Origin of the sequence: Yunchengibacter salinarum, assembly GCF_037658235.1 — a bacterium.
In the GTDB taxonomy this organism is placed as follows: domain Bacteria; phylum Pseudomonadota; class Alphaproteobacteria; order Sphingomonadales; family Kordiimonadaceae; genus Yunchengibacter; species Yunchengibacter salinarum.
Genome location: NZ_JBBJLN010000001.1, coordinates 12676 through 33304, shown reverse-complemented (window position 1 = coordinate 33304; position 20629 = coordinate 12676). Strand labels below are relative to the sequence as shown.

At 63.8% G+C, this 20629-nt stretch carries 18 protein-coding genes; 12 read left to right on the top strand and 6 right to left on the bottom strand.

Features of this window, described 5'->3' with window-relative positions; all coding sequences use genetic code 11:
• Positions 1-42: 42 nt before the first annotated feature.
• The 5 genes from rbfA to WGH93_RS00145 all read left to right on the top strand — a co-directional run bounded on the left by rbfA (position 43) and on the right by WGH93_RS00145 (position 5785).
• Positions 43-450: a 30S ribosome-binding factor RbfA gene (rbfA, locus tag WGH93_RS00165; RefSeq protein WP_374762816.1), complete on the top strand. Its 408-nt coding sequence runs from the start codon at positions 43-45 to the stop codon at positions 448-450.
• Positions 451-459: 9 nt separating this feature from the next.
• Positions 460-1389, top strand: a complete 930-nt coding sequence (gene truB / locus WGH93_RS00160; RefSeq protein ID WP_374762815.1) for a tRNA pseudouridine(55) synthase TruB — start codon at positions 460-462, stop codon at positions 1387-1389.
• A 20-nt stretch (positions 1390-1409) separates the two neighbouring features.
• Positions 1410-1679: a 30S ribosomal protein S15 gene (gene rpsO, locus WGH93_RS00155; protein WP_374762814.1), complete on the top strand. Its 270-nt coding sequence runs from the start codon at positions 1410-1412 to the stop codon at positions 1677-1679.
• A gap of 262 nt (positions 1680-1941) precedes the next feature.
• Positions 1942-4098, top strand: a complete 2157-nt coding sequence (pnp, locus tag WGH93_RS00150) for a polyribonucleotide nucleotidyltransferase (protein WP_374762813.1) — start codon at positions 1942-1944, stop codon at positions 4096-4098.
• Positions 4099-4387: 289 nt separating this feature from the next.
• The gene (locus tag WGH93_RS00145) at positions 4388-5785 is read left to right on the top strand and encodes an NAD(P)H-dependent flavin oxidoreductase (protein WP_374762812.1); all 1398 of its coding nucleotides are present in this window, start codon (positions 4388-4390) and stop codon (positions 5783-5785) included.
• Between the two features lie 114 nt (positions 5786-5899).
• On the opposite strand, the gene WGH93_RS00140 is transcribed toward WGH93_RS00145, so the two are convergent.
• Together WGH93_RS00140 and WGH93_RS00135 are read right to left on the bottom strand one after the other, a co-directional pair.
• A complete protein-coding gene (locus tag WGH93_RS00140; RefSeq protein WP_374762811.1) occupies positions 5900-8047 on the bottom strand; it encodes a calcium-binding protein in 2148 nt (715 codons plus the stop codon).
• Positions 8048-8201: 154 nt separating this feature from the next.
• Positions 8202-8768, bottom strand: a complete 567-nt coding sequence (locus WGH93_RS00135; protein WP_374762810.1) for an SH3 domain-containing protein — start codon at positions 8766-8768, stop codon at positions 8202-8204.
• Positions 8769-8974: 206 nt separating this feature from the next.
• Between WGH93_RS00135 and WGH93_RS00130 the strand changes: the two genes are divergently transcribed.
• From WGH93_RS00130 to WGH93_RS00115, 4 genes are all read left to right on the top strand, one after another.
• Positions 8975-9970: a 2-hydroxyacid dehydrogenase gene (locus tag WGH93_RS00130; RefSeq protein ID WP_374762809.1), complete on the top strand. Its 996-nt coding sequence runs from the start codon at positions 8975-8977 to the stop codon at positions 9968-9970.
• Between the two features lie 76 nt (positions 9971-10046).
• Positions 10047-11849, top strand: a complete 1803-nt coding sequence (gene lepA, locus WGH93_RS00125; RefSeq protein ID WP_374762808.1) for a translation elongation factor 4 — start codon at positions 10047-10049, stop codon at positions 11847-11849.
• Positions 11849-13174 carry a 2OG-Fe(II) oxygenase gene (locus WGH93_RS00120; protein WP_374762807.1) on the top strand — a complete coding sequence of 442 codons (1326 nt, stop codon included), beginning with the start codon at positions 11849-11851 and terminating at the stop codon, positions 13172-13174. The genes lepA and WGH93_RS00120 overlap by 1 nt, the downstream gene beginning before the upstream one ends.
• 321 nt (positions 13175-13495) lie before the next feature.
• The gene (locus WGH93_RS00115; protein ID WP_374762806.1) at positions 13496-14371 is read left to right on the top strand and encodes a hypothetical protein; all 876 of its coding nucleotides are present in this window, start codon (positions 13496-13498) and stop codon (positions 14369-14371) included.
• Here WGH93_RS00115 and WGH93_RS00110 read toward each other — a convergent pair.
• Both WGH93_RS00110 and WGH93_RS00105 read right to left on the bottom strand, forming a co-directional pair.
• Positions 14334-14546: a hypothetical protein gene (locus WGH93_RS00110; RefSeq protein ID WP_374762805.1), complete on the bottom strand. Its 213-nt coding sequence runs from the start codon at positions 14544-14546 to the stop codon at positions 14334-14336. The two genes, WGH93_RS00115 and WGH93_RS00110, sit on opposite strands and share 38 nt — an antisense overlap.
• Before the next feature lie 9 nt (positions 14547-14555).
• Positions 14556-16328: an amidohydrolase gene (locus WGH93_RS00105; RefSeq protein ID WP_374762804.1), complete on the bottom strand. Its 1773-nt coding sequence runs from the start codon at positions 16326-16328 to the stop codon at positions 14556-14558.
• Positions 16329-16533: 205 nt separating this feature from the next.
• Here WGH93_RS00105 and WGH93_RS00100 point away from each other — a divergent pair, with 205 nt between their 5' ends.
• Positions 16534-17907, top strand: a complete 1374-nt coding sequence (locus WGH93_RS00100; RefSeq protein ID WP_374762803.1) for a putative O-glycosylation ligase, exosortase A system-associated — start codon at positions 16534-16536, stop codon at positions 17905-17907.
• On the opposite strand, the gene WGH93_RS00095 is transcribed toward WGH93_RS00100, so the two are convergent.
• Positions 17904-18302 (bottom strand): hypothetical protein, encoded by a 399-nt coding sequence (locus tag WGH93_RS00095; RefSeq protein WP_374762802.1) that lies wholly within the window; start codon positions 18300-18302, stop codon positions 17904-17906. The two genes, WGH93_RS00100 and WGH93_RS00095, sit on opposite strands and share 4 nt — an antisense overlap.
• A 155-nt stretch (positions 18303-18457) precedes the next feature.
• Here WGH93_RS00095 and WGH93_RS00090 point away from each other — a divergent pair, with 155 nt between their 5' ends.
• Positions 18458-19021: a PAS domain-containing protein gene (locus WGH93_RS00090; protein WP_374762801.1), complete on the top strand. Its 564-nt coding sequence runs from the start codon at positions 18458-18460 to the stop codon at positions 19019-19021.
• Between the two features lie 3 nt (positions 19022-19024).
• On the opposite strand, the gene pspF is transcribed toward WGH93_RS00090, so the two are convergent.
• Positions 19025-20101, bottom strand: a complete 1077-nt coding sequence (gene pspF, locus WGH93_RS00085) for a phage shock protein operon transcriptional activator (RefSeq protein WP_374762800.1) — start codon at positions 20099-20101, stop codon at positions 19025-19027.
• A gap of 263 nt (positions 20102-20364) precedes the next feature.
• On the opposite strand from pspF, the gene WGH93_RS00080 reads away from it, so the two are divergent.
• Positions 20365-20577: a hypothetical protein gene (locus tag WGH93_RS00080; RefSeq protein ID WP_374762799.1), complete on the top strand. Its 213-nt coding sequence runs from the start codon at positions 20365-20367 to the stop codon at positions 20575-20577.
• Positions 20578-20629 lie beyond the last annotated feature (52 nt).

The window sequence follows — 20629 nt, the reverse complement described above, 5'->3', positions numbered from 1 at the left end:
GCCCCCGCCAAGGCTGTTCATGGATCAGAAGCGAGGGATGTCATGAGCCGGTCCAAGGGACGCGGGCAGCCCTCCACCCGGCTATTGCGGGTGGGGGAGAATGTCCGCCACGCCATTTCCAGCATTCTGATGCGCGGAGACCTGACGCACCCCGCGCTGGAGGGCGCGTCCATCACCGTGTCGGAAGTACGCGTCAGCCCGGACCTGCGCCACGCGACCGTTTTCGTGATGCCCCTCATGGGCAGCGATCAGGCGGCGGTGCTGGATGCGCTCAACCGTCTGAGCGGGGCCATCCGGGGCGGTGTGGGCCGTCAGGTGCGGATGAAATACACCCCCGATCTGGTTTTCGAGCTGGACAGCAGCTTTGACGAGGCCAGCCATATCGACACCCTGTTAAAGGACCCGCACGTGGCGCAGGACCTTGCGGGTGACGGCAATACCGATCTTTGAGCCACCGATATGGGCCGCACGCGCAAAGGTGAAAAGATCGATGGCTGGCTGGTGCTGGACAAGCCGCTTGGCATGACCAGCGCGCAGGCGGTGGCGGCGGTCAAGCGGCGCCTTCGTCCACAAAAGATCGGCCATGCGGGCACGCTGGACCCCCTTGCCACCGGCTGTCTTCCCCTTGGGCTGGGGGAGGCCACCAAGACCATGCCCTTTATCGTTTCCAGCGAAAAAAGCTATGATTTCACGGTGCGCTGGGGCGCGGAAACCAACACGGATGATCTGGAAGGCGAGGTGACCGTCAGCGGCGGCCCGGTGCCCGCACAGGCCGCCATCACCGACGCGCTGGCCCACTTTACCGGCGTGATCGCGCAGGTGCCGCCCGCCTACAGCGCCATCAAGATCGACGGCGAGCGCGCCTACAAGAAGGCTCGCGCGGGGGAGGCCGTGACGCTTTCGGCCCGGCCCGTGCGGGTGGATGCGCTCACCCTTGCCCGGCATGATGCGGCGGCGGGGGAAAGCGCCTTTCATGTCCGCTGCGGCAAGGGCACCTATGTGCGCAGCCTGGCCCGCGATCTGGCCCGGCATCTGGGCACGTTCGGCCATGTAACGGCGCTGCGCCGCCTGGCGGTGGGGCCGTTCGCCGGGGACCACATGATTTCCTTTGAAAAACTGGATGCGTTAGGCCATAGTGCGCGCGCCCAGGAGGCAGTATTGCCGGTTGAGACCGCACTGGACGACATCCCGGTGTGTGCCGTAACCGGCGCGGAGGCCGCCCGCCTGAAAAACGGGCAAGCGCTTGTGGCGCCTGACAGCCTTCGCCTTCCCGAGGCCCGTAACGGTGCGGAGCCGGTGCGTGTCGCTGTTACCAGTGAAGACCGTCTGGTCGCACTGGCCCAGCGACAGGGCGCCGTGCTCAAACCCGTGCGGATTTTCCATCTCTAGTGCAAGTCAAGGAGAAAGCGATGTCGATTACGGCTGACCGTAAGCAGGAACTGATCAAGGAATACGCTCGCGGCGAAGGGGACACCGGTTCCCCCGAAGTGCAGGTGGCCATTCTGACCGAACGGATCATCAATCTGACCGAGCATTTCAAGGACCACAAGAAAGACAATCACTCCCGTCGTGGTCTGCTGAAGCTGGTCAATCAGCGCCGGCGTTTGCTGACATATGTTCGCAAGCTGGATGAGGCGCGCTACAAGGACCTGATTGGCCGTCTCGGCCTCAGGAAATAGAATATGGGGGCCGGTCCGGTGGGCCGGCCCTTTCCGTTTGTCCCGCATCGGCATGGCCGGGGGCGAATGGAACAAACCCGGCGGCAAACCATCATGCCGCCAAGGCTCACAGGGGGGATTGTCCCCGGAGTCACGGGCCTGCATCCGGGGATTCGCTCCGGCAGGCGACAAGGCAAAAACGCGGGGCATGGCCATGGGGGTCATGCCGGGGTCGCGCCGGTTGGGGTGGTTTTGAACCGGGCGGCCAACAGAAGGTTGAAGAATGTTCGATATCAAGAAACAAGTGATCGACTGGGGTGGGCGCACGCTGACCCTCGAAACCGGCCATGTGGCGCGTCAGGCGGACGGCGCCGTGATGGCCACTTATGGCGAAACCTCCGTGTTGTGCACGGTGGTGGGTGCGCGCAATGTGCGTCCGGGGCAGGATTTCTTCCCGCTCACCGTCAACTATATGGAAAAGTTTTATGCGGCAGGCCGGATTCCCGGCGGCTTTTTCAAGCGCGAAGGCCGACCCACGGAAAAGGAAACGCTGACCAGCCGCCTGATCGACCGGCCCGTGCGCCCGCTGTTCCCGGAAGGCTTCAAGAACGAAGTGCAGGTAACCTGCACCGTGATGAGCCACGACATGGAGAACAATCCCGATATCGTGGCCATGGTGGGCGCCAGCGCGGCGCTGACTCTGTCCGGTATTCCCTTTATGGGCCCGATTGGCGGCGCGCGCGTGGGTTATGCCGATGGCAGCTATATCCTGAACCCCACCGCCGACCAGCTTGTGGACAGCGAACTGGATCTGGTGGTTTCCGGCACCCGTGACGCCGTGCTGATGGTGGAATCCGAAGCCGCGGAGCTGAGCGAAGACGTGATGCTCGGCGCGGTGATGTTCGGCCACCGGGAACAGCAGAAGGTGATCGACGGCATCATCGCCCTGGCGGAAGAAGCCGCCAAGGAGCCGTGGGAACTGGACGAAGGCCCCGACACCAGCGCGCTTGAAGCGGAAATCCGCGATCTGGCGGCAGAGGATCTGAAAGCGGCATATGGTATGCGCGCCAAGTCCGAGCGATCCGCGCGCCTGTCCGAGATCAAGACCGGTGTGAAGGAAAAACTGGCCACCCGGATCGAAGACGAAGGCGACATCGCCAGCGATACCCTGGTGGGCGATATCCTGAAGAAGATGGAAAAGGATATCGTGCGCGGCGACATCCTCAAGACCGGCGAGCGGATCGATGGCCGCAAGCTGGGCGAGGTGCGCTCCATTGCGTGCGAGCCCGGCTTCCTGCCGCGCACCCACGGTTCGGCCCTGTTCACACGGGGCGAGACACAGGGCCTGGTGGTGTGCACGCTGGGCACCGGCGATGACGAGCAGATCATCGATGCGCTGGAAGGCAGCTATCGTTCGCCCTTCATGCTGCACTACAATTTCCCGCCCTATTCGGTGGGCGAGTGTGGCCGTGTGGGCTTTACCAGCCGCCGCGAGATCGGCCACGGCAAGCTGGCCTGGCGCGCGGTGCACGCGGTTCTGCCGGAAAAAGATGACTTCCCCTACACCATCCGCCTGGTTTCCGAGATCACCGAGTCCAACGGTTCCTCCTCCATGGCGACGGTCTGCGGGTCTTCGCTGGCCATGATGGATGCGGGTGTGCCGCTGAAGCGCCCGGTATCCGGCATTGCCATGGGCCTGATCAAGGATGGTGACGAGTTCGCCGTTCTGTCCGACATTCTGGGTGATGAGGACCATCTGGGCGACATGGACTTCAAGGTGGCCGGCACCGAAAAGGGCCTGACCGCCCTTCAGATGGACATCAAGATCACCGGCATCACCGAAGAGATCATGCAGATCGCCCTGAATCAGGCCAGTGACGGTCGCGGTCACATTCTGAACGAGATGAACAAGGCGCTGGGTCAGAGCCGCACCGAGCTGTCCGACCATGCGCCCCGCATCGAGACCATTCAGATTCCCACCGACAAGATCCGGGAAGTGATCGGCACCGGCGGCAAGGTGATCCGCGAGATCGTGGAAACCACCGGCGCCAAGGTGGACATCGAGGACGACGGCACCATCAAGGTCTCTTCCAGCGACAATGCCAAGATCGAGGCTGCCAAGACCTGGATCGAGGGCATCGTGGCCGAGCCGGAGCCCGGCAAGATCTATAAGGGCAAGGTGGTTCGCCTGATGGACTTCGGCGCCTTTGTGAACTTCATGGGCAGCCGTGACGGGCTGGTGCACATCTCCGAACTGGCCGAGGGCCGCGTGGGTCAGGTGACCGATGTGGTCAAGGAAGGCGACGAGGTGTTCGTGAAATGCCTTGAAGTGGACAATCGCGGCAAGGTGCGCCTGTCCATGCGCGTGGTGGATCAGGAAACCGGTGAACCGATCGAGGGCCTGGAGGAGAAATCCGGCCCCCGTCGCCGCCGGGATTGAGACGCCGCCGGGACTGAGCCTTTTGCGAGATGAACGAGCGGAGGGCGGGCCCCATGGGCGCGCCCTCTTTGCTGTTTGGCGCGGGGGCCGGGCCCGCCACCAGATTTCCTTTCGATCCCCGGCGGCCTGTGTCATCTTTTCGTCACCCTGTTTTCACAGTATAGAGTGACGGGACAGCGCGCCCTTGAGGGCGGGGCTGAAAAGTCTTGTTCCTTCTCTGGTGCTGTGTTTTGGTCCCGTGGTCGGATCTGAAGGGTCCGGCTGTTCTTTCTTTTCTGGAGCCTGCTATATGAGTTTCAATCTCAATCCCATCCGGCTGGGCGGTAAAGAGGTTCTGCCCCTGATCGAAGGCGGCAAGGGCATTTCCGTTTCCAGCGGCGCCAGTTCCGGCCCCTGGGCCGAGGCGGGGGGTATTGGCACCGTGTCCGCCGTTAATGCGGATTCCTATGATGAACACGGCAATGTGGTGCCGCAGATTTATCATGGGCGTACCCGCAGTGACCGGCATGAAGAACTGGTGGATTACGGTATTCGCGGCTCGGTGGATCAGGTGAAGAAAGCCTGGGAACTGTCCCGCGGTGAAGGGCTTATCAATATCAATGTGCTGTGGGAAATGGGCGGTGCGCAGCGTGTGCTGCACGGTGTTCTAGAAAAGACCCGCGGCATGGTGCACGGGGTAACCTGTGGCGCCGGGATGCCTTACAGGCTGGCGGAAATCGCCGCCAGATATGGCGTGCACTATTATCCCATCGTGTCCAGTGGCCGGGCCTTCAATGCGCTGTGGCGCCGGGCCTACAAGAATGTATCCGATCTGCTGGGCGGCGTGGTCTATGAAGACCCGTGGCGCGCGGGCGGGCATAACGGCCTGTCCAACAAGGAAGACCCGGAAAAGCCCGGTGATCCTTTTCCCCGCGTTCTGGAGCTCAGGCAGATGATGCGCAAGCTGGGCCTGGGCGAAACGCCGATCATCATGGCCGGTGGTGTCTGGAATCTGAAGGAATGGCGGGACTGGATCGACAACAAGGATCTGGGCCCCATTGCCTTTCAGTTCGGCACGCGTCCGCTGCTGACGCGCGAAAGCCCCATTTCCGAGGGCTGGAAGAAGCTGTTGTTGAAGCTGAAGCGCGGCGATGTGCTGCTGCACAGCTTTTCACCCACGGGCTTCTTTTCCAGTGCGGTGAAGAACGGCTTTCTGGCCGAACTGGTGGCCCGGTCGGAGCGTCAGATACCCCATGCCAAAACGCCGGACGAAGAGCATTCCGTCCGTTTGCAGGTGGGGCGCAAGATGTTCAATGTGCGGCCAGGGGACAAGGAAAAGGCGCTGAAATGGATCGAGGCCGGGTATGAGGTGGCGCTCAAGACGCCGGACGATACCCTGGTTTTCGAAACCAGCGACGCAGCCAAGACCATCCGTAAGGATCAGGCTGATTGCATGGGCTGCCTCAGCCAGTGCAGTTTCTCAAGCTGGGCCGAGCGGGCGGACAACAAGTCCACCGGCCAGTTGGCGGACCCGCGCAGCTTCTGCATTCAAAAGACCTTGCAGGATGTGGCCCATGGCGGATCGGTGGAGCAGAATCTGGTGTTTGCCGGGCATAATGCCTTCCGCTTCGCTGAAGACCCGTTCTATTCCAACGGATTCATTCCGTCCGTGAAACAATTGATGGATCGCCTGAAAACGGGGGATTGATGCGGGGGGATTGATTCCCGCCGCGTCGCCCGCGCGGATCGATGCACACAAGAAAAGCGCGGAGGGTGCCAGCCCTCCGCGCTCTTTTTGTGCCTTTTGTGTCTTGAGCCGGTTTTAGCTCAGGGTTATCCAGTCCACGTCGGCGGCGGTGGTATTTTCGTCCACGTTCACCCCTTCGAGGAAGATTTCGCCGCCGTTCCAGCTTACCAGCGTGCCACCGTCCCGCGCGGCCAGGTTCAGTGACTCGCTGGCCCGGTCATTCAGGTCCAGGCGCAGCAGGTCTTCATCCGTGTTGAAGTCCGTGACCACGTCCTCGCCGGTGCGGGTGCGCATTATCACGGTGTCGGCCCCGGCGCCGGTGGTGATTTGATCCGGGCCGATGCCGCCGTCCAGCGTATCGTTTCCGGCCCCGCCACGCAGGGTATCGGCGCCCACATTGCCTTCAATCACATCATTGCCGGCACCGCCATCCAGGCTGTCGCTGCCCTGGTCGCCGGACAGGTCGTCATTGCCGCTGCCACCCAGCAGGGTGTCCCGGCCAACGCCGCCTTCCAGTTCGTCAATGCCAGCGCCGCCATCCAGGAAGTCGGCACCTTGTTCCCCTTCCAGCTCGTCATCGCTATTGCCGCCTTTCAGCGTGTCACTGCCGAAGCCGCCATTCAGTTCATCGTCGCCGTCGCCGCCGTCCAGCAGGTCGCGGGCGAACAGGCCGCTGAGCTCGTCATCCCCGGCCCCGCCGATCAGGGTGTCGTTGCCCCATTGACCGTTCAGTTCGTCGGCCCCGGCATTGCCGAAGATCAGGTCATCCTGTCCGCCGCCGAGAATGTCGTCATCGCCATTGCCGCCCCGTATCAGGTCAGCACCGCGATTGCCGCGAATCTCGTCGTCTCCGGCGCCGCCTTCCAGCGTATCGGCACCGCCACCGGCCCGGATGTCGTCGTCATTGGCGGTGCCAATGATGGTTTCGGGCGTATTGGTGCCCCGGCGATTCGTATCATCGTCACCATCGTCATCACTGCGGGGAGTTTCGCCCTGACCGGGGTTGTCGTCCGCGTCATCGTCGTCATCGTCGGCATCGTCATCCGCGTCATCATCCGCGGTGCCGTCGCTGTCGTCGGCGTCGTCGTCCAGGGATACGTCCAGCGCGTCGCCGCCGAGCGTGTCGTCCAGCCCCGTTACCAGCAGGCTGTCACCGTCCCAATCCAGCAGCAGGCCGTCATCGGTTACTGTCTGTGTCACATCGCCGGTGCGCGGTTCGATCTTGATACGGTCGCTGTCGGCATTGAAGTCGGTGATGATATTCTGGCCGCTCAGGCCCTCGAACTTGAACAGGTCCGCCCCGGCGCCGCCGGTGAGCGTGTCATTGCCCTGGTCGCCTTCCAGCGTGTCATTGCCGGTGCCGCCGTTCAGCGTGTCATTGCCAAAGCCGCCTTCCAGGTCGTCATTTCCGGCACCGCCCAAAAGGGTGTCATTGCCCCACTGGCCGTCCAGCTCGTCCCGGCCCGCGCCACCGGACAGGGTGTCCCGCTGGCCGCCGCCGCGCAATTCGTCGTTGCCATCGCCGCCGACCAGGCTGTCATCCTGGCGGTTGCCGCGCAGCTCGTCGTCGCCATCGCCGCCGATCAGGGTGTCAAAGCCATTGCCGCCGCGCAGGTCGTCGTCTCCATTGCTGCCCGTCAGCAGGTTGTCGCCATTGTCGCCGTCGGTGCGGAGGCCGTCATCAGAGTCGTCATCATCCTCGTCTTCGTCCTCGTCGTCACCGCTGTCCTCGGTTTCGTCCTCGGTTTCGTCCTCGTCCTCGTCCTCGTCGTCCTCCGCGTTCTCGTTCTCTTGTTCTTCTTCCTCGTCATCATCATCATCGTCATCATCGGAGTCCAGGATCAGGGAGTCGCCCAGATTGTCCGTGGTGTCCTGAAGCACCAGGCGGTTGTCATCCCATTCCAGGATGATATTGCCGTCTTCCCGCGTGTCGTCTAGCGAATCGGCGCTAGTGTCGATGCGCAGCGTGTCCTCGGCCGGGTTGAAATCGGTGATAACGCTGTCGCCGTCATCTTCGAAAACGAACCGATCCGCGCCCGCACCGCCGGTCAGTGTGTCATTGCCGTCCGATCCGTTCAGGGTGTCGTCGCCATTGCCGCCGGAGATCACGTCATCGCCATCGCCGCCGATGAGGCTGTCCGCCCCGCCAGAACCGAACAGGGTATCATTGTCCTCGGTGCCCTCTAAGGTGTCTGCTGCACTTGTGCCTGTCAGTTCGCTCATGGCTTTTGCCTCCTGCTTGCGAATTCTGATCCCTGCTGCCACAGGGTTTTCGTTGCCACCCCGAAGCATGAAATTCGCGCTTCAGATCAGTCAACAATCGTTAATAATACAGATCAAATTGTTCATTCTGTGACCGGGTGGCCGCGAGGGCGGTTTATTCGGGCCGCTCGCCCGGCAGAACACCCCAGATATGGGCCCGCCTGAGCCATCCCTCGCGCCCCTGAAGGGTGAGCGCGCACCAGTCCATCTCGCAACCGGACAGGGTACCGATCGCCCCGGCTTCCGCAATGATGGCCACCGGGGCCGTGGGATCGGGGGCATGATGCAGGCGCCGGGTATGGCCGGTGATCATGGCGGTGCGCCGCCCGCTCAGCAATTGCACGTGAATCCAGCCCTTTGTGCCGTCATGGTCTTCCACCTGTCGCCAGGGGCCGTGCTCGTCCACCACCTTCAGGGGCAGGTCGCGGCGCTGATAGACCCAATCCACCGGATACTGGGTGCCGGGGCCGCTGCGCATATAGGCGCGGTCGGTATCCAGCGAGACGAAGCGCGGAATCGGGTTGCCGCTCGGCCCCACCCGGTCCTGCGCGGCGGCACTGAATGAACCGGCCAGCAAGGCGCACAGCAGACACAGCAGACCGGCCAAGGCGGCCAGACGGTGCCCGATCGAAACCGTGATGGCGGGCGTGGCCCGGTTCGACAAGGGGGCGGAAAGGGTCATGGTGGCTCTCCCTGATGGCTGCGGGCGCCCGTGTCGGGTTTGAAAGCCTTGGGCGCTTCTGCTAGATACAACGCCAGAAGCCCGGCGCCAAGAGACGAGGGCGCGCACATAGCCGATCGGGCCTTGCCGGACAGGCCGAGGCCCGGACAGGCCGAGACCCAGACAGACCGAGACCCGGACCCAGACAGACAAGGAAACGCCCTGCCATGAGCGAGAGTGAACCCCGCGTGCGCCCCCGAGTGGTGGTCACGCGAAAGCTGCCCGACAGTGTGGAAACCCGCATGGCGGAGCTTTTCGATGTCTCGCTCAATCTCAAGGACGTGCCCTATGACCGCGAGTCGCTGAAAGCCGCCATGCAGGACGCGGACGTACTGGTGCCCACGGTCACGGATACGCTGGACGCGGACGTGATCGCCGCCGCGCCGGAGCGGCTCAGACTGATCGCCAATTTCGGCGCCGGGGTGGATCATATCGACATGGCCGGCGCCGGGGAAAAAGGGCTGATGGTGACCAACACGCCCGGCGTGCTCACCGATGACACGGCGGACCTGGCCATGGCGCTGCTGTTGTCCGTGCCCCGCCGCCTGTTCGAGGGGGAAAAGATCCTGCGCGCCGGACAGTGGACGGGCTGGACCCCCACCTTCCTGATGGGCCACCGCATTGCGGGCAAGCGGCTTGGCATTATCGGCATGGGCCGGATCGGGCGGGCCATCGCCCGGCGCGCCCGCGCCTTTGATCTGGCGGTGCATTATCACAAGCGCACCCGCCTGCCCGCCGAGACGGAGGCGGAACTGGAAGCCACCTATTGGGACGATCTGGATGAAATGCTGTCCCGCATGGATTTCGTTTCGGTCAATTGCCCGCTTACAAGCGAAACCCATCATCTGCTGAACAGGCGCCGCCTGCAACGGCTTCAGCCCCACGCGGTGCTGATCAATACCGCGCGCGGCGAGATCATCGATGAAACGGCCCTGGCGGAGATGCTGGAAATGAAGCGCATTGCCGGGGCCGGGCTTGATGTGTTCGAGGAAGAGCCGAGCATCAATGAAAAGCTGCTGGCGCTGGACAATGTGGTGCTGCTGCCCCATATGGGCTCGGCCACGGTGGAAGCCCGGCTCGCCATGGGCGAAAAGGTGCTGATCAACATTCAGACATTCGTGGACAATCATCGCCCGCCCGATCGGGTGCTGCCGATCCGCTGACCATGACCAGAACTTGCAACCGCGCGCTGGCGCCCCCGACCGGGTCGGGGTGCGACGGCCTCAGGGGATGTCCCGCATGACCGACCAGTCTCATATCCGCAACTTCGCCATCATCGCCCATATCGATCACGGCAAGTCCACGCTCGCCGATTGCCTGATCCAGAATACCGGCGCCTTGCAGGACCGGGAAATGAAGGAACAGGTGCTCGATTCCATGGACCTGGAGCGGGAACGCGGCATCACCATCAAGGCGCAGACCGTGCGGCTGGAATATACCGCCAAAAACGGCGAGCAATATGTGCTCAACCTGATGGATACGCCGGGCCATGTGGATTTTGCCTATGAGGTGAGCCGCTGCCTGGCCGCGGTGGAAGGGTCGCTGCTGATCGTCGATGCCAGTCAGGGCGTGGAAGCGCAGACGCTGGCCAATGTGTATCAGGCGGTGGAGCACGACCATGAGATCATCCCGGTTCTGAACAAGATCGACCTGCCCGCCGCCGAGCCGGATCGCGTGCGGGAGCAGATCGAGGATGTGATCGGGCTGGACAGCTCGGACGCCATCGAGGCGTCGGCCAAGAACGGCATCGGGATCGAGGAGATACTGGAAGCCATCGTCCACCGCCTGCCGCCGCCGGACGGCAGCGCCGACGGCCCCCTGAAAGCCATGCTGGTGGATAGCTGGTATGACCCCTATCTGGGCGTGGTGGTGCTGGTGCGTGTGAAGGATGGCGTTCTGAAGAAAGGCCAGACCGTCAAGCTGATGTCCACCGGCGCCGAACATCAGGTGGACCGGGTGGGCGTGCTCACCCCCAAGGGCGTGATGACCGACCGGCTTACCGCGGGCGAGGTGGGTTTCATCACCGCTTCCATCAAGGAAGTGGCGGAAACCAATGTGGGCGATACCATTACGGATGCGAAAAAACCCTGTGCGGAGCGGCTGCCGGGCTTCAAGCCCAATCAGCCGGTGGTGTTCTGCGGCCTGTTCCCCGCCGATACCGCGGAATATGAACGGCTGCGCGATGCCCTTGGCAAGCTGCGGCTCAATGATGCCAGCTTTGAATATGACCCGGAAAACTCCACCGCGCTGGGCTTCGGGTTCCGCTGTGGCTTTCTGGGCATGTTGCACCTTGAAATCGTGCAGGAGCGGCTGGCCCGTGAATTCGATCTGGACCTGATCACCACCAGCCCCAGCGTGGTCTATCATCTTTATATGCGCGACGGCAGCGTGCAGGAGTTGCACAACCCCGCCGACATGCCCGATGTGATGACCATCGAGCATGTGGAGGAGCCCTGGATCGAGGGCACCATACTGGTGCCGGACGATTATCTGGGCGCCGTGCTGAAACTGTGCCAGGACAAGCGCGGCGAGCAGCAGGACCTGACCTATGCCGGTTCGCGGGCCATGGTGAAATACCGCCTGCCGCTGAACGAGGTGGTCTATGATTTCTATGACCGGCTGAAATCGGTCACGCGCGGTTATGCCAGCTTCGACTATGAAATCGCGGACTATGCCCAGTCCGATCTGGTGAAGCTGTCCATACTGGTCAATTCCGAACCGGTGGACGCGCTGGCGCTTCTGGTGCACCGCAGCCAGGCGGAAAGCCGGGGCCGGGCGCTGTGCGAACGGCTGAAAGACCTGATTCCCCGCGCGCTGTTCAAGATTCCGATTCAGGCGGCCATTGGCGGCAAGGTGGTCGCGCGGGAGACCATTCCCGCCATGCGCAAGGATGTGACCGCCAAATGCTATGGCGGTGACATCACGCGGAAGAAGAAGCTGCTGGAAAAGCAGAAGGCCGGCAAGAAGAAGATGCGCACCTATGGCAAGGTGGAAATTCCGCATGATGCCTTTATTTCCGCCCTCAAGATGAAGGACGACTGATGGCCGAGCAGGTGGACATGGCCGCGCTGGCGCGCAAGGCCCAGGCCGGTGATCCCGATGCCCAGTACCGGATGGCCGCCATGCTGTCCGGCGAAGGTCACAAGGACCGGGCGGTGGCGCTGTTGCGCAAGGCGGCGGCAAGCGGCCATCGGGATGCCCGCTTCACTTTGGCCAGTTTCACCCTGCAAGGCCATCTGGTGAAGCGCAATCCGGGCCACGCCGCCACCATCCTGGCCCGCAATGAGGCGGCGGGCCATGCCGCGTCGCGCCATGTGCTGGCGGTGCTCACCGCCATGGGCCATGGCCGGGAACGGGACTGGCCGGGCGCCGTGGCGCTGATGGCGGCGGGGGTCGAGGCGGGCGACCCGGCGGCCATGCGGATCATGGCGGGGCTGGCCCATCTGTACGGGGCGGCGCCCGACCTGGCCGACCAGCTTTTTCTGGCCGCCGCCATGCGCGGCGACATTCCCGCCGCGCTGGCCGTTGTGCGCAGGTCGCAGCAGGGGGTGGATCTGGTGGACCCCGGTTTGCAGGCGCACTGGCTGAGCGCCGCCCATCAGGCGGGTCATCCGCTGGCCGCCGATCTGGCCCGCGCTGGCATGGCCCAGCCGGTGCCCTTTTCCGGCGCGCCGGACCCGGTGCCCGACATATCCGAGGCGGGAGAGGCAGGCGAGTCGCTGTGGGACATGCTGTCCGCCGATCCGGGAAGCCTGCCGCTGCCAACGGCAAAACCCCTGAATGATGCGCCCCGCGTGGCGGTTCTGGCCGGGCTGGTGCCGCCGGTGGTATGCGACCTGCTGGTGGGGCTGGCCGCACCGGCCATGCAGCCCGCGCGAATCGTGGACCCGTCCACCGGTCAGGCGCGGCCCGATCCCTATCGCCACTGCTTTACCGCCACGCTATGGCCCGACGGGCAGGACCTGCTGGGTGTGGCCGTGGCGGCCCGCATGGCGGCGGTGGCCGGGCTGCCGGATGAACAGGGCGAGATGCTCAGCGTGCTGGCCTATCAGCAGGGCATGACCTATGGCCCCCATTATGATTGCCTGACCCCCGGCGAAGAGGGCGCCAATCGGGAACTGTCCCGCAGCGGCCAGCGTCCCCACACGGTGCTGCTCAGCCTCAATGACGGCTATGAGGGCGGAGAGACCCGTTTCCCCCGACTGGAGCTGTCGCATCGCGGGGCGCCGGGCGATGCATTGCTGTTCGACAATGTCACCGCCGACGGTCAGCGCGATGATCGCGCCCTGCATGAAAGTGTGGCGGTAAAACAGGGTCTTAAATGGATCGCCTCGCGCTGGATGCGGTCCATGCCTTATGTGTTCTGACGGATGGGTTGCGCAATAATCAAACTATACGGTTTGGTATGAGAGACAGAAACGGATAAAAAATTCCGGTTTTTTGAATTTTGTTTACTGCACTTTAACGAAATCGGCGTTATGGTGACCCTTGCAGATACAGCATATTAGCTCCCTTGATCTGACTGTGTCGCTCCGGAGCCGCAAGTTCCCCCGCTTGCGGCTCCATTCTTTTGTGCGGTATATGCACATTTGCCGGCGCCGCGCCTCCCGCTTTCGCTTGGGCTTGCATTCCGGCCATCTGTGCCGTGTACTGCCGCCATGATGATATGGTTCGGGCATAAGGGGCGCATGGCGGGCATAATTGCCGGGGTGTTGATGCTGTGGGCGTCGGGAGTGTCCGCCCAGGCGCAGCAGACCGGCGACAAAGCGGACCCGCGCACGCTGGCGCTGGATATTTTCCAGGCTGTCAAGCGGCAGGACCCGCCCGCCAGCATTGCCCGTGACCTGACCATACTGGTGCGCCTGTTCCGGTTCCGGTGCAGCCGGCTGACCGACTTCCAGACCTATGAAGAAGCCCGCAATCGGATGGACTTCAAGATCAAGTGTTCCGGTTCGCCGCTTTACGGGGTGACGGTGGCGTCCAACGGCTATGTGTCGGTCTATGGCGGCAATGGCATCATTAACGGGCTGGATCGGCGGGACGGCCTGATCTACAGCTTCGCCGCCGATGGCGTCCTTGCCGGGGACAGTGCGCTCGGCGTCGATGAAGCGGTGGAACAGTCCATGGCCCGCATCCGCATGGGGGACCGCTATTCCCCCGCCTATCTGGCCATGGCCATGGCGGTGCTGTTCTTCATCCTGATCAGCGGCCTGTTGCTGTGGGTGCGGGCCTGGCGCCAGCGCAGTACGGACAAACTGGCCGGTATGCACCTGCATTATAGCGTGGCCAGCGCCTTCAAGGATCAGCTTTTGCGGGAAAGCCGCCGGGTGATCGCCCATGTGTACAGGCACCCGGAAGGCTTTTATATCGTGCGCGGAAAGCACGGCAAACGGCGCTTCTTCGGCCATCTGCCCAATGCGCTGCTGTATCGGATGTTCGGCTGGAAGCTGTTTGAACTGCGCCATCCGCCCCATGTGCGGGAGGACGAGAGCGACGACAGGGCCGGGGCGGCCCGGACCACGGAGTCTAGCCGCGATAAGGGGGACGCCACGTCCAGCCGGTGAGCAGCGAGACCAGATGGGCGGCAAAGACCAGTATGGCCACCAGCGCCACCATCTGCACCGCGATGGGGGAGATGAGCCCCACGCGGCCCGGTTCATAGTGTTTGTCCCGCCACCAGGCGAGCATCCAGACCAGCAGCGCCACGCCAAGCCCGATCAGGGTGGGGATAAGGGTCATGGGGCGGGATTACTCCAGCATTGAGTGGACGATCCGGCCATCCACCACGGTCAGCACCGCTTCCGCGTCCAGAATGTCAGCGGGCGGCGCGGTCATCAGGTCTTTGGAAAAGGCGGTCAGGTCCGCCTGTTTGCCCGTCTCGATGGTGCCGCGCCGATCATCGGCGAAGGCGGCGCGGGCGGGCCACAGGGTGAACATTTTCAGCGCCTGCTGGCGCGTGACCGCCTGTTCCGGGTGCCATCCCTCCCCCTGAAAGCCGTCCGTGTCCTCGCGCGTGATGGCGGCATAGAATTCGATTAGCGGGCTGCCCTTTTCCACCGGTGCGTCCGACCCGCCGGCAATGATGGTGCCGCTGGCCAGCAGATCGGCCCAGCGATAGGCCCGGTCCAGCCGGTCCCGGCCCAGCCGGTCAGGGGCGAAATGCAGATCGCCAATGGCGTGGGAGGGCTGCATGGACGGGATCAGGCCCAGCCGGGAAAAACGGGGCAGGTCATCCCCATGAATGATCTGGGCATGTTCGATCCGCCAGCGATGGCCCATTGCCGGGTTCTGTCCCAGCACGTCGGACACCCAGTCCAGCGCCACCCGGTTCGCCCGGTCCCCGATGGCATGAATGGCAAGCTGGATGCCTTCATCCCGCGCCCGGCGCATCAGGGCTTTTGTGGCGCCCGGTTCCGACAGCATCAGGCCGCTGGTGTCGCCATCAGCATAGGGCGACAGCAGCGCCGCCCCGCGGGAGCCCAGCGCCCCATCCATGTACAGCTTCACCGCCCGCGTCACTACGCGGCCACTTTCGCTGCGCCGCGCGCCGGTGTCGAACAGGGTTTCGGCGAACTGGCGGTCCACCGCATTATGGACCCGTATGGGCAGGGCGCCCGCGTCGTCCAGCGCTTCCATGGCGGCCACACCGGCCATGGAAACGGACATGTTGTGAATACCGGTCCAGCCGCGCCGGGCATAAAGCTCGGCGCCTGTGCCGAGATCCCGTTTCAGGGTATCCGGTGTTTCTTCGGGCAACAGCGGGTCCATCAGGCCCATGGCGCTGTCGATCAGCAGGCCCGTGGCCTCACCCAGCCGGTTGCGGACAATGGTGCCGCCACGGGGGTCGCCGGTGGTGCGGTCAATGCCCGCGGCGTCAAGCGCGGCGGTGTTGACCACCATGGCGTGGCCGTCGGCGCGGGTCAGCAGAACCGGCGTGTCCGCCACCGCCCGGTCCAAGTCGAAGCGGCTTGGCATCCGCCCTTCCGGCCAGTGGGTTTCCAGCCAGCCGCGCCCGGTGATCACCGGCTTGTCGCCATGGGCGGCGTGATATTGTTTCAGCCGGTCCAGCAGGCTGTCGAGCGAGCCCGCATTGGCGAGCGTCAGCGTCCGCTCCCGCTCCCCGATACCCTTGAGATGGGCGTGGGCGTCCGTAAAGCCGGGAAACAGGGCCGCGCCCTTCAGGTCCAGCGTGGTGGTGTCGGGGCCAGCAAGGGTCCGCCCGTCCGCCAGCGGCCCCACATGGACAATGCGCCCGTCGCGCACGCCGACGCTCTGGGGGGACGACCCGTCAAGCCCGGTGTGGATGGGCCCGCCATGGATCAGCAGGTCAAGCGGTGCCGCCGCCGCATCGGATTCGGGCGTCGGCGGCGCGCCTTCCTGTGCCAGGGCGGCGCTGGACAGGGCCGTGATGGACAGGGCCGTGATGAACAGGGCGGGGGCGATCAGCAGGGCCGCCATCATCAGGGGGGCCTTCAGGGTCGCCATCAGGGTTGTCATCAGGGGGCGTGGAAAAAAGCGCATGAGGCCATCCTTGTGCCGTGGCAGTATCGTGACTGGTTGCAGATCAGCGCGCGCGGGCGCCGCCCATGAAAGCCCCGGCCCCCATTGCTGTCAAGCAGCCCGGCTTCGACAGGGGAATCGGCACCGTGATCAGACCGCCGCGCTTGTGGCCCCAAGGGCGGCTGGGCTAGGCTGGGTCACGCCTTTCACGCGGGAGCCCTGTGGCATGAGAAGCCTGTTCCTGGCGGCCCTGATATTTGCCTGGCTGCCTTTCATCATCTTCAAGCCGCATATCGGCGTTCTGGTATGGGACTGGATGTCCCACATGAACCCGCAATTCCAGACCTATGGCTTTGCGCGGGACTTCCAGTTTCTGGATATCGTGGCGGCGCTGACCGTGCTCGGCGTGTTCATCAGTCGGGACCGGGCGCGGCTGCCCGGCCATCCGCTGGTGGTGCTGATGGTGGTCTATCTGCTGTGGACCGTGATCACCACCGTGTTCGGCTGGGCACCGGCGCTCAGCATGGAAAAGCTGATCCATCTGGGCAAGGTGATGGGCTTTGCCCTGATCGCCGTGATGGTGATGCAGTCGGAAAACCGGCTGAAAGCCTTTTTCTATGTGATGGTGGCGTCCATGGCCTATACGGCGGTCAAGGGCGGGCTGTTCACCCTTGTCACCGGCGGAAGCGTGGGCCGGGTGCAGGGTGCGGGCGGCATGATGATCGACAACAATCATCTGGCCATGGCCATGACCATGATGGTGCCGCTGGTGCTCTATCTGGTCTATTATCCGCCGCACCGTCTGTTGCGCCTGCCCATGCTGGGGCTTCTCGGCCTGTTCATTCTGGCGGTGCTGGGCACGCACAGCCGCGGTGGTTTTGTGGCGCTTGCGGCGGTGATGGGGATGCTGCTGATCAAGACCAAGCGCAAGGTGGCCATTGTCGGCGCCGTGCTGCCGCTGGCGCTGATCGGGCTAAGCGTCATGCCCGAAAGCTGGACACAGCGCATGAGCACCATCGATCAGGCCACCGAGGATTCCAGTTTCCGGGGCCGTCTGGAAAGCTGGCGCTTCGCCACCAATTTCGCGGATGACCATGTGGTCAGCGGCGGCGGTTTCGACATTTTCTATGTGCGGCGCGCGCGGGAGCTGTATGACCCGCCCGGCGGCAAGATCGGGCGGGCGGCCCATTCCATCTATTTCGAGGTGCTGGCCGAACATGGCTATGTGGGCCTGTTCCTGTTTCTGAGCCTGCTGTTCACCGGCTGGTTCGCGGGCGGCCATGTGGCCCGCCATTTCCGCGCGTTCGAGGAAACCCTGTGGGTCGGGGACATGGCATCCATGCTTCAGGTGGGGCTGCTTGGCTATGCCGTGGGCGGGCTGACCGTGAACATCGCCACCTTTGATCTGTTCTACCACTTTCTCGGCCTGATCGTGATGTGCTCGGTGGTGGGGGATCGCACGCTTGCCCTGTCGGATGGTGGCACGGTGCGGCGCCATTTTGGGAATGATGCGGAACTGGCCCTGCCGCGCTGGCGGCCAAAAAGCCGGGCAGACGGGCGCCGGGCGGGGCGTGGCGGGAACGCCAGCCGACCGGTCTAGCGGCGGGCATCCTCGCCCTGGCGGGTGGTGTTCTCGTCCGGCTGGTCCATGTCGCTCTCATCGGGGGCCGGTTCGTTCGGCGGGGCAAGATAGCTGCTAAGCCCCCCGGTGGGGCGGGATCGCCGTATCAGGGCCAGCACCAGCCCCAGCCCGGCCCCGATCAGGGCCACCCCGATCAGCATGGCGAAAAAGGCGCCCACGGCCAGCGTGGGGTCCATCGCCGGATCGCAGGGGCCATCGCACAGGCTGTCCTGCGGTCGGCCCACCCAATAGCGGAAGGCGCCATAAGCCACCAGCGATACCAGAATCAGCATCAATATATGCTTGGCCCGTATGGCCAGGCCGCTGGCGCCGCGTTTTTTGCGCCTTTTGTCGATGAAGCGATTGTCGGACATGGCCCCAATGTGGCCTTTGTGCCGTGCGGGGACAAGACCGAACCGCATTTTTCCGCCATGCCCGGTCAATGGCCCCGGCCAAGGTGATCATTGACGGGGAATGGTAAATTTTGGTTAATGTTCACGTGCCCGCCCAATGCGGCAGATATTCAGCTATGGCGTTTAATGTTCCCGAGGCCCTGTTCCGCGAAACGGCCTTTTATCATTTCGATATTTTTGAGGGCGCCGATGTGGCCCGCCGCGATCCGCTGGTGGACCGGATGCTGGCGCACTGGCACGGCATCCGGCCCGGATCGGGCCTGCCTACGCGGCAAGACCTCAGGCCGCAGGCCATTCCGCGCCTGTTGCCGCATCTGGTGATCATGGATCTGGTGTCCGGCCCCGGCCTGAATGGTGAGCCCTTCGGCCTGCATGTGCGGCTCATTGGCAGCCATGTAACCGCCCATTTCGGCGAACTCACCGATCGCAGGATCGAGCGCATGGAAAACCGGGATGCCGCCCGGCGCATCTATCATATGGCGGATCGCGTCATTGCCAGCCGGGATGCGGCGCTCAGCGTGGTGCGCGGCATTGCGCCGGGCCGGGAAGGTCTGATGGCCGCCGCGCTGTATCTGCCCTTCAGCGGTGTTGATGGCAAGGTGGACAAGGTGGTGACCATGGTGCATGTGCACGAGGCCAGCAGCCCGATCGGGCGCGCGCCGGGCGATTTCACCCTGTAATCTTTACGCCCCGTGACCGGGTTGGCCGGGGCCGATCAGCCCGTGTTTGCGCGCCAGATGACGGAACTGGTCATAGCTGAGCCCGGTATGACTGGCGGCCAGCCGCTGATTGTAGCGGGCGCGCTTCAGGGCATGGGCCACCAGCCGCTTTTCCGTATCCTGCAAATGTTGCTTCAGGTCGAACGGGCCATCCGGCAGGGACGGTTCCGTCGCCTTTGCCGACGCGCCATCCTGTTCGGGCGGGGTCGCTTCGCGCCCGGCGGGCATGGCCTGCCGCATCGGACCACCGGGCGCGCCGGGGCGCCAGGGGCTGTCGAACGGGTCGAAAATGATCTGATCCAGCGGGGCTTCGCCGTCCCAGGAATAATGAACCGCGCGTTCCACCACATTTTTCAATTCCCGGATATTGCCGGGCCAGGGATGGGCCATCAGCCGCGCCATGGCGTCATCCGTGAAGCCGGGAAAGGTGAGCCATTCCTGTTCCCGCGCCATGCGCTGGCCAAAATGATGGGCGAGCACGGGGATGTCCTCCACCCGCGCGCGCAAGGGCGGCAGGGTGATCACGTCAAAGGCCAGCCGGTCCAGCAGATCCAGCCGGAAATGGCCGGTCTCCGCCGCGGCGGGCAGGTCCACATTGGTGGCGCCCACGACCCGCACATCCACCGTTTGCGTCCGGTTGCCGCCGATCCGCTCAAAGCTGCCATATTCGATCACCCGCAACAGTTTTTCCTGCGCGTTCAGGCTGAGCGTGCCGATCTCGTCCAGAAACAGGGTGCCGCCGTCGGCTTCCTCGAACCGGCCAATGCGCTTTTTCGTGGCGCCGGTGAAGGCGCCCGCCTCATGCCCGAACAGCTCGCTTTCCAGGAGATTTTCCGGCAGGGCCGCGCAGTTGAGCTTGGCGAAGGGGGCGTTCCACCGGTCTGACAGATAATGCAGCCGGGCGGCGATCATCTCCTTGCCGGTGCCCCGCTCCCCCACGATCAGGGTGGGGCGCGTCATGGGCGCGGCGTGAGAGATCTGGTCCATCACGTCCAGAAAAGCGGGGGCTTCCCCGATCAGGCTGTCAGCGCGTGCTTCCATGTGCCATATATTAGCAAAAAATGCCAATAGTTGGTATAATTTTACGAAGCGTTGTGGCAATTTTTGGCGTAAAAAATATTTTGTCTTTCAAATACAATGCCTTATGAAAAATTCAAAACTTGGCACGCGGGTTGCGATACAGGGGGTGTCGAACGGGCACGGCCCGGGTGACGAGAGCGAGGATAAAAAATATCCCGACAGCAAAACAGAAGACGACAGCACACGACAGACCGCAACCCGAGCACGACAGCGAGGATAGACCAATGACCGCAATGACTCCCCTGATGACCGCCAATGCAAGCCCGGCCCGCATGGGCCATGGCCGCTGTGAGGAGACCCGCCTGGGCGGCGAGATTTTCGGCCTTGTGCCCGCGGGCGGCACCATGGGGCGCGCGACCGGCACCGTCGTAACCGGCCTGCCCGGCGTGACCCGCCGTCAGCGCCGTCAGGCCCGCCGGGCGCGGATGGCCCGCTAAGGGGCCGCGCCGCCGCCGAGCACGACAGTGAGATGCAGCAGACAGAAGGACA

Excerpts from the sequence above, each read along its gene's own strand:
- rbfA (WP_374762816.1), top strand. The coding sequence starts at position 43 with ATGAGCCGGTCCAAGGGACGCGGGCAGCCCTCCACCCGGCTATTGCGG.
- truB (WP_374762815.1), top strand. The coding sequence starts at position 460 with ATGGGCCGCACGCGCAAAGGTGAAAAGATCGATGGCTGGCTGGTGCTG.
- rpsO (WP_374762814.1), top strand. The coding sequence starts at position 1,410 with ATGTCGATTACGGCTGACCGTAAGCAGGAACTGATCAAGGAATACGCT.
- pnp (WP_374762813.1), top strand. The coding sequence starts at position 1,942 with ATGTTCGATATCAAGAAACAAGTGATCGACTGGGGTGGGCGCACGCTG.
- WGH93_RS00145 (WP_374762812.1), top strand. The coding sequence starts at position 4,388 with ATGAGTTTCAATCTCAATCCCATCCGGCTGGGCGGTAAAGAGGTTCTG.
- WGH93_RS00140 (WP_374762811.1), bottom strand. The coding sequence starts at position 8,047 with ATGAGCGAACTGACAGGCACAAGTGCAGCAGACACCTTAGAGGGCACC.
- WGH93_RS00135 (WP_374762810.1), bottom strand. The coding sequence starts at position 8,768 with ATGACCCTTTCCGCCCCCTTGTCGAACCGGGCCACGCCCGCCATCACG.
- WGH93_RS00130 (WP_374762809.1), top strand. The coding sequence starts at position 8,975 with ATGAGCGAGAGTGAACCCCGCGTGCGCCCCCGAGTGGTGGTCACGCGA.
- lepA (WP_374762808.1), top strand. The coding sequence starts at position 10,047 with ATGACCGACCAGTCTCATATCCGCAACTTCGCCATCATCGCCCATATC.
- WGH93_RS00120 (WP_374762807.1), top strand. The coding sequence starts at position 11,849 with ATGGCCGAGCAGGTGGACATGGCCGCGCTGGCGCGCAAGGCCCAGGCC.
- WGH93_RS00115 (WP_374762806.1), top strand. The coding sequence starts at position 13,496 with ATGGCGGGCATAATTGCCGGGGTGTTGATGCTGTGGGCGTCGGGAGTG.
- WGH93_RS00110 (WP_374762805.1), bottom strand. The coding sequence starts at position 14,546 with ATGACCCTTATCCCCACCCTGATCGGGCTTGGCGTGGCGCTGCTGGTC.
- WGH93_RS00105 (WP_374762804.1), bottom strand. The coding sequence starts at position 16,328 with ATGCGCTTTTTTCCACGCCCCCTGATGACAACCCTGATGGCGACCCTG.
- WGH93_RS00100 (WP_374762803.1), top strand. The coding sequence starts at position 16,534 with ATGAGAAGCCTGTTCCTGGCGGCCCTGATATTTGCCTGGCTGCCTTTC.
- WGH93_RS00095 (WP_374762802.1), bottom strand. The coding sequence starts at position 18,302 with ATGTCCGACAATCGCTTCATCGACAAAAGGCGCAAAAAACGCGGCGCC.
- WGH93_RS00090 (WP_374762801.1), top strand. The coding sequence starts at position 18,458 with ATGGCGTTTAATGTTCCCGAGGCCCTGTTCCGCGAAACGGCCTTTTAT.
- pspF (WP_374762800.1), bottom strand. The coding sequence starts at position 20,101 with ATGGAAGCACGCGCTGACAGCCTGATCGGGGAAGCCCCCGCTTTTCTG.
- WGH93_RS00080 (WP_374762799.1), top strand. The coding sequence starts at position 20,365 with ATGACCGCAATGACTCCCCTGATGACCGCCAATGCAAGCCCGGCCCGC.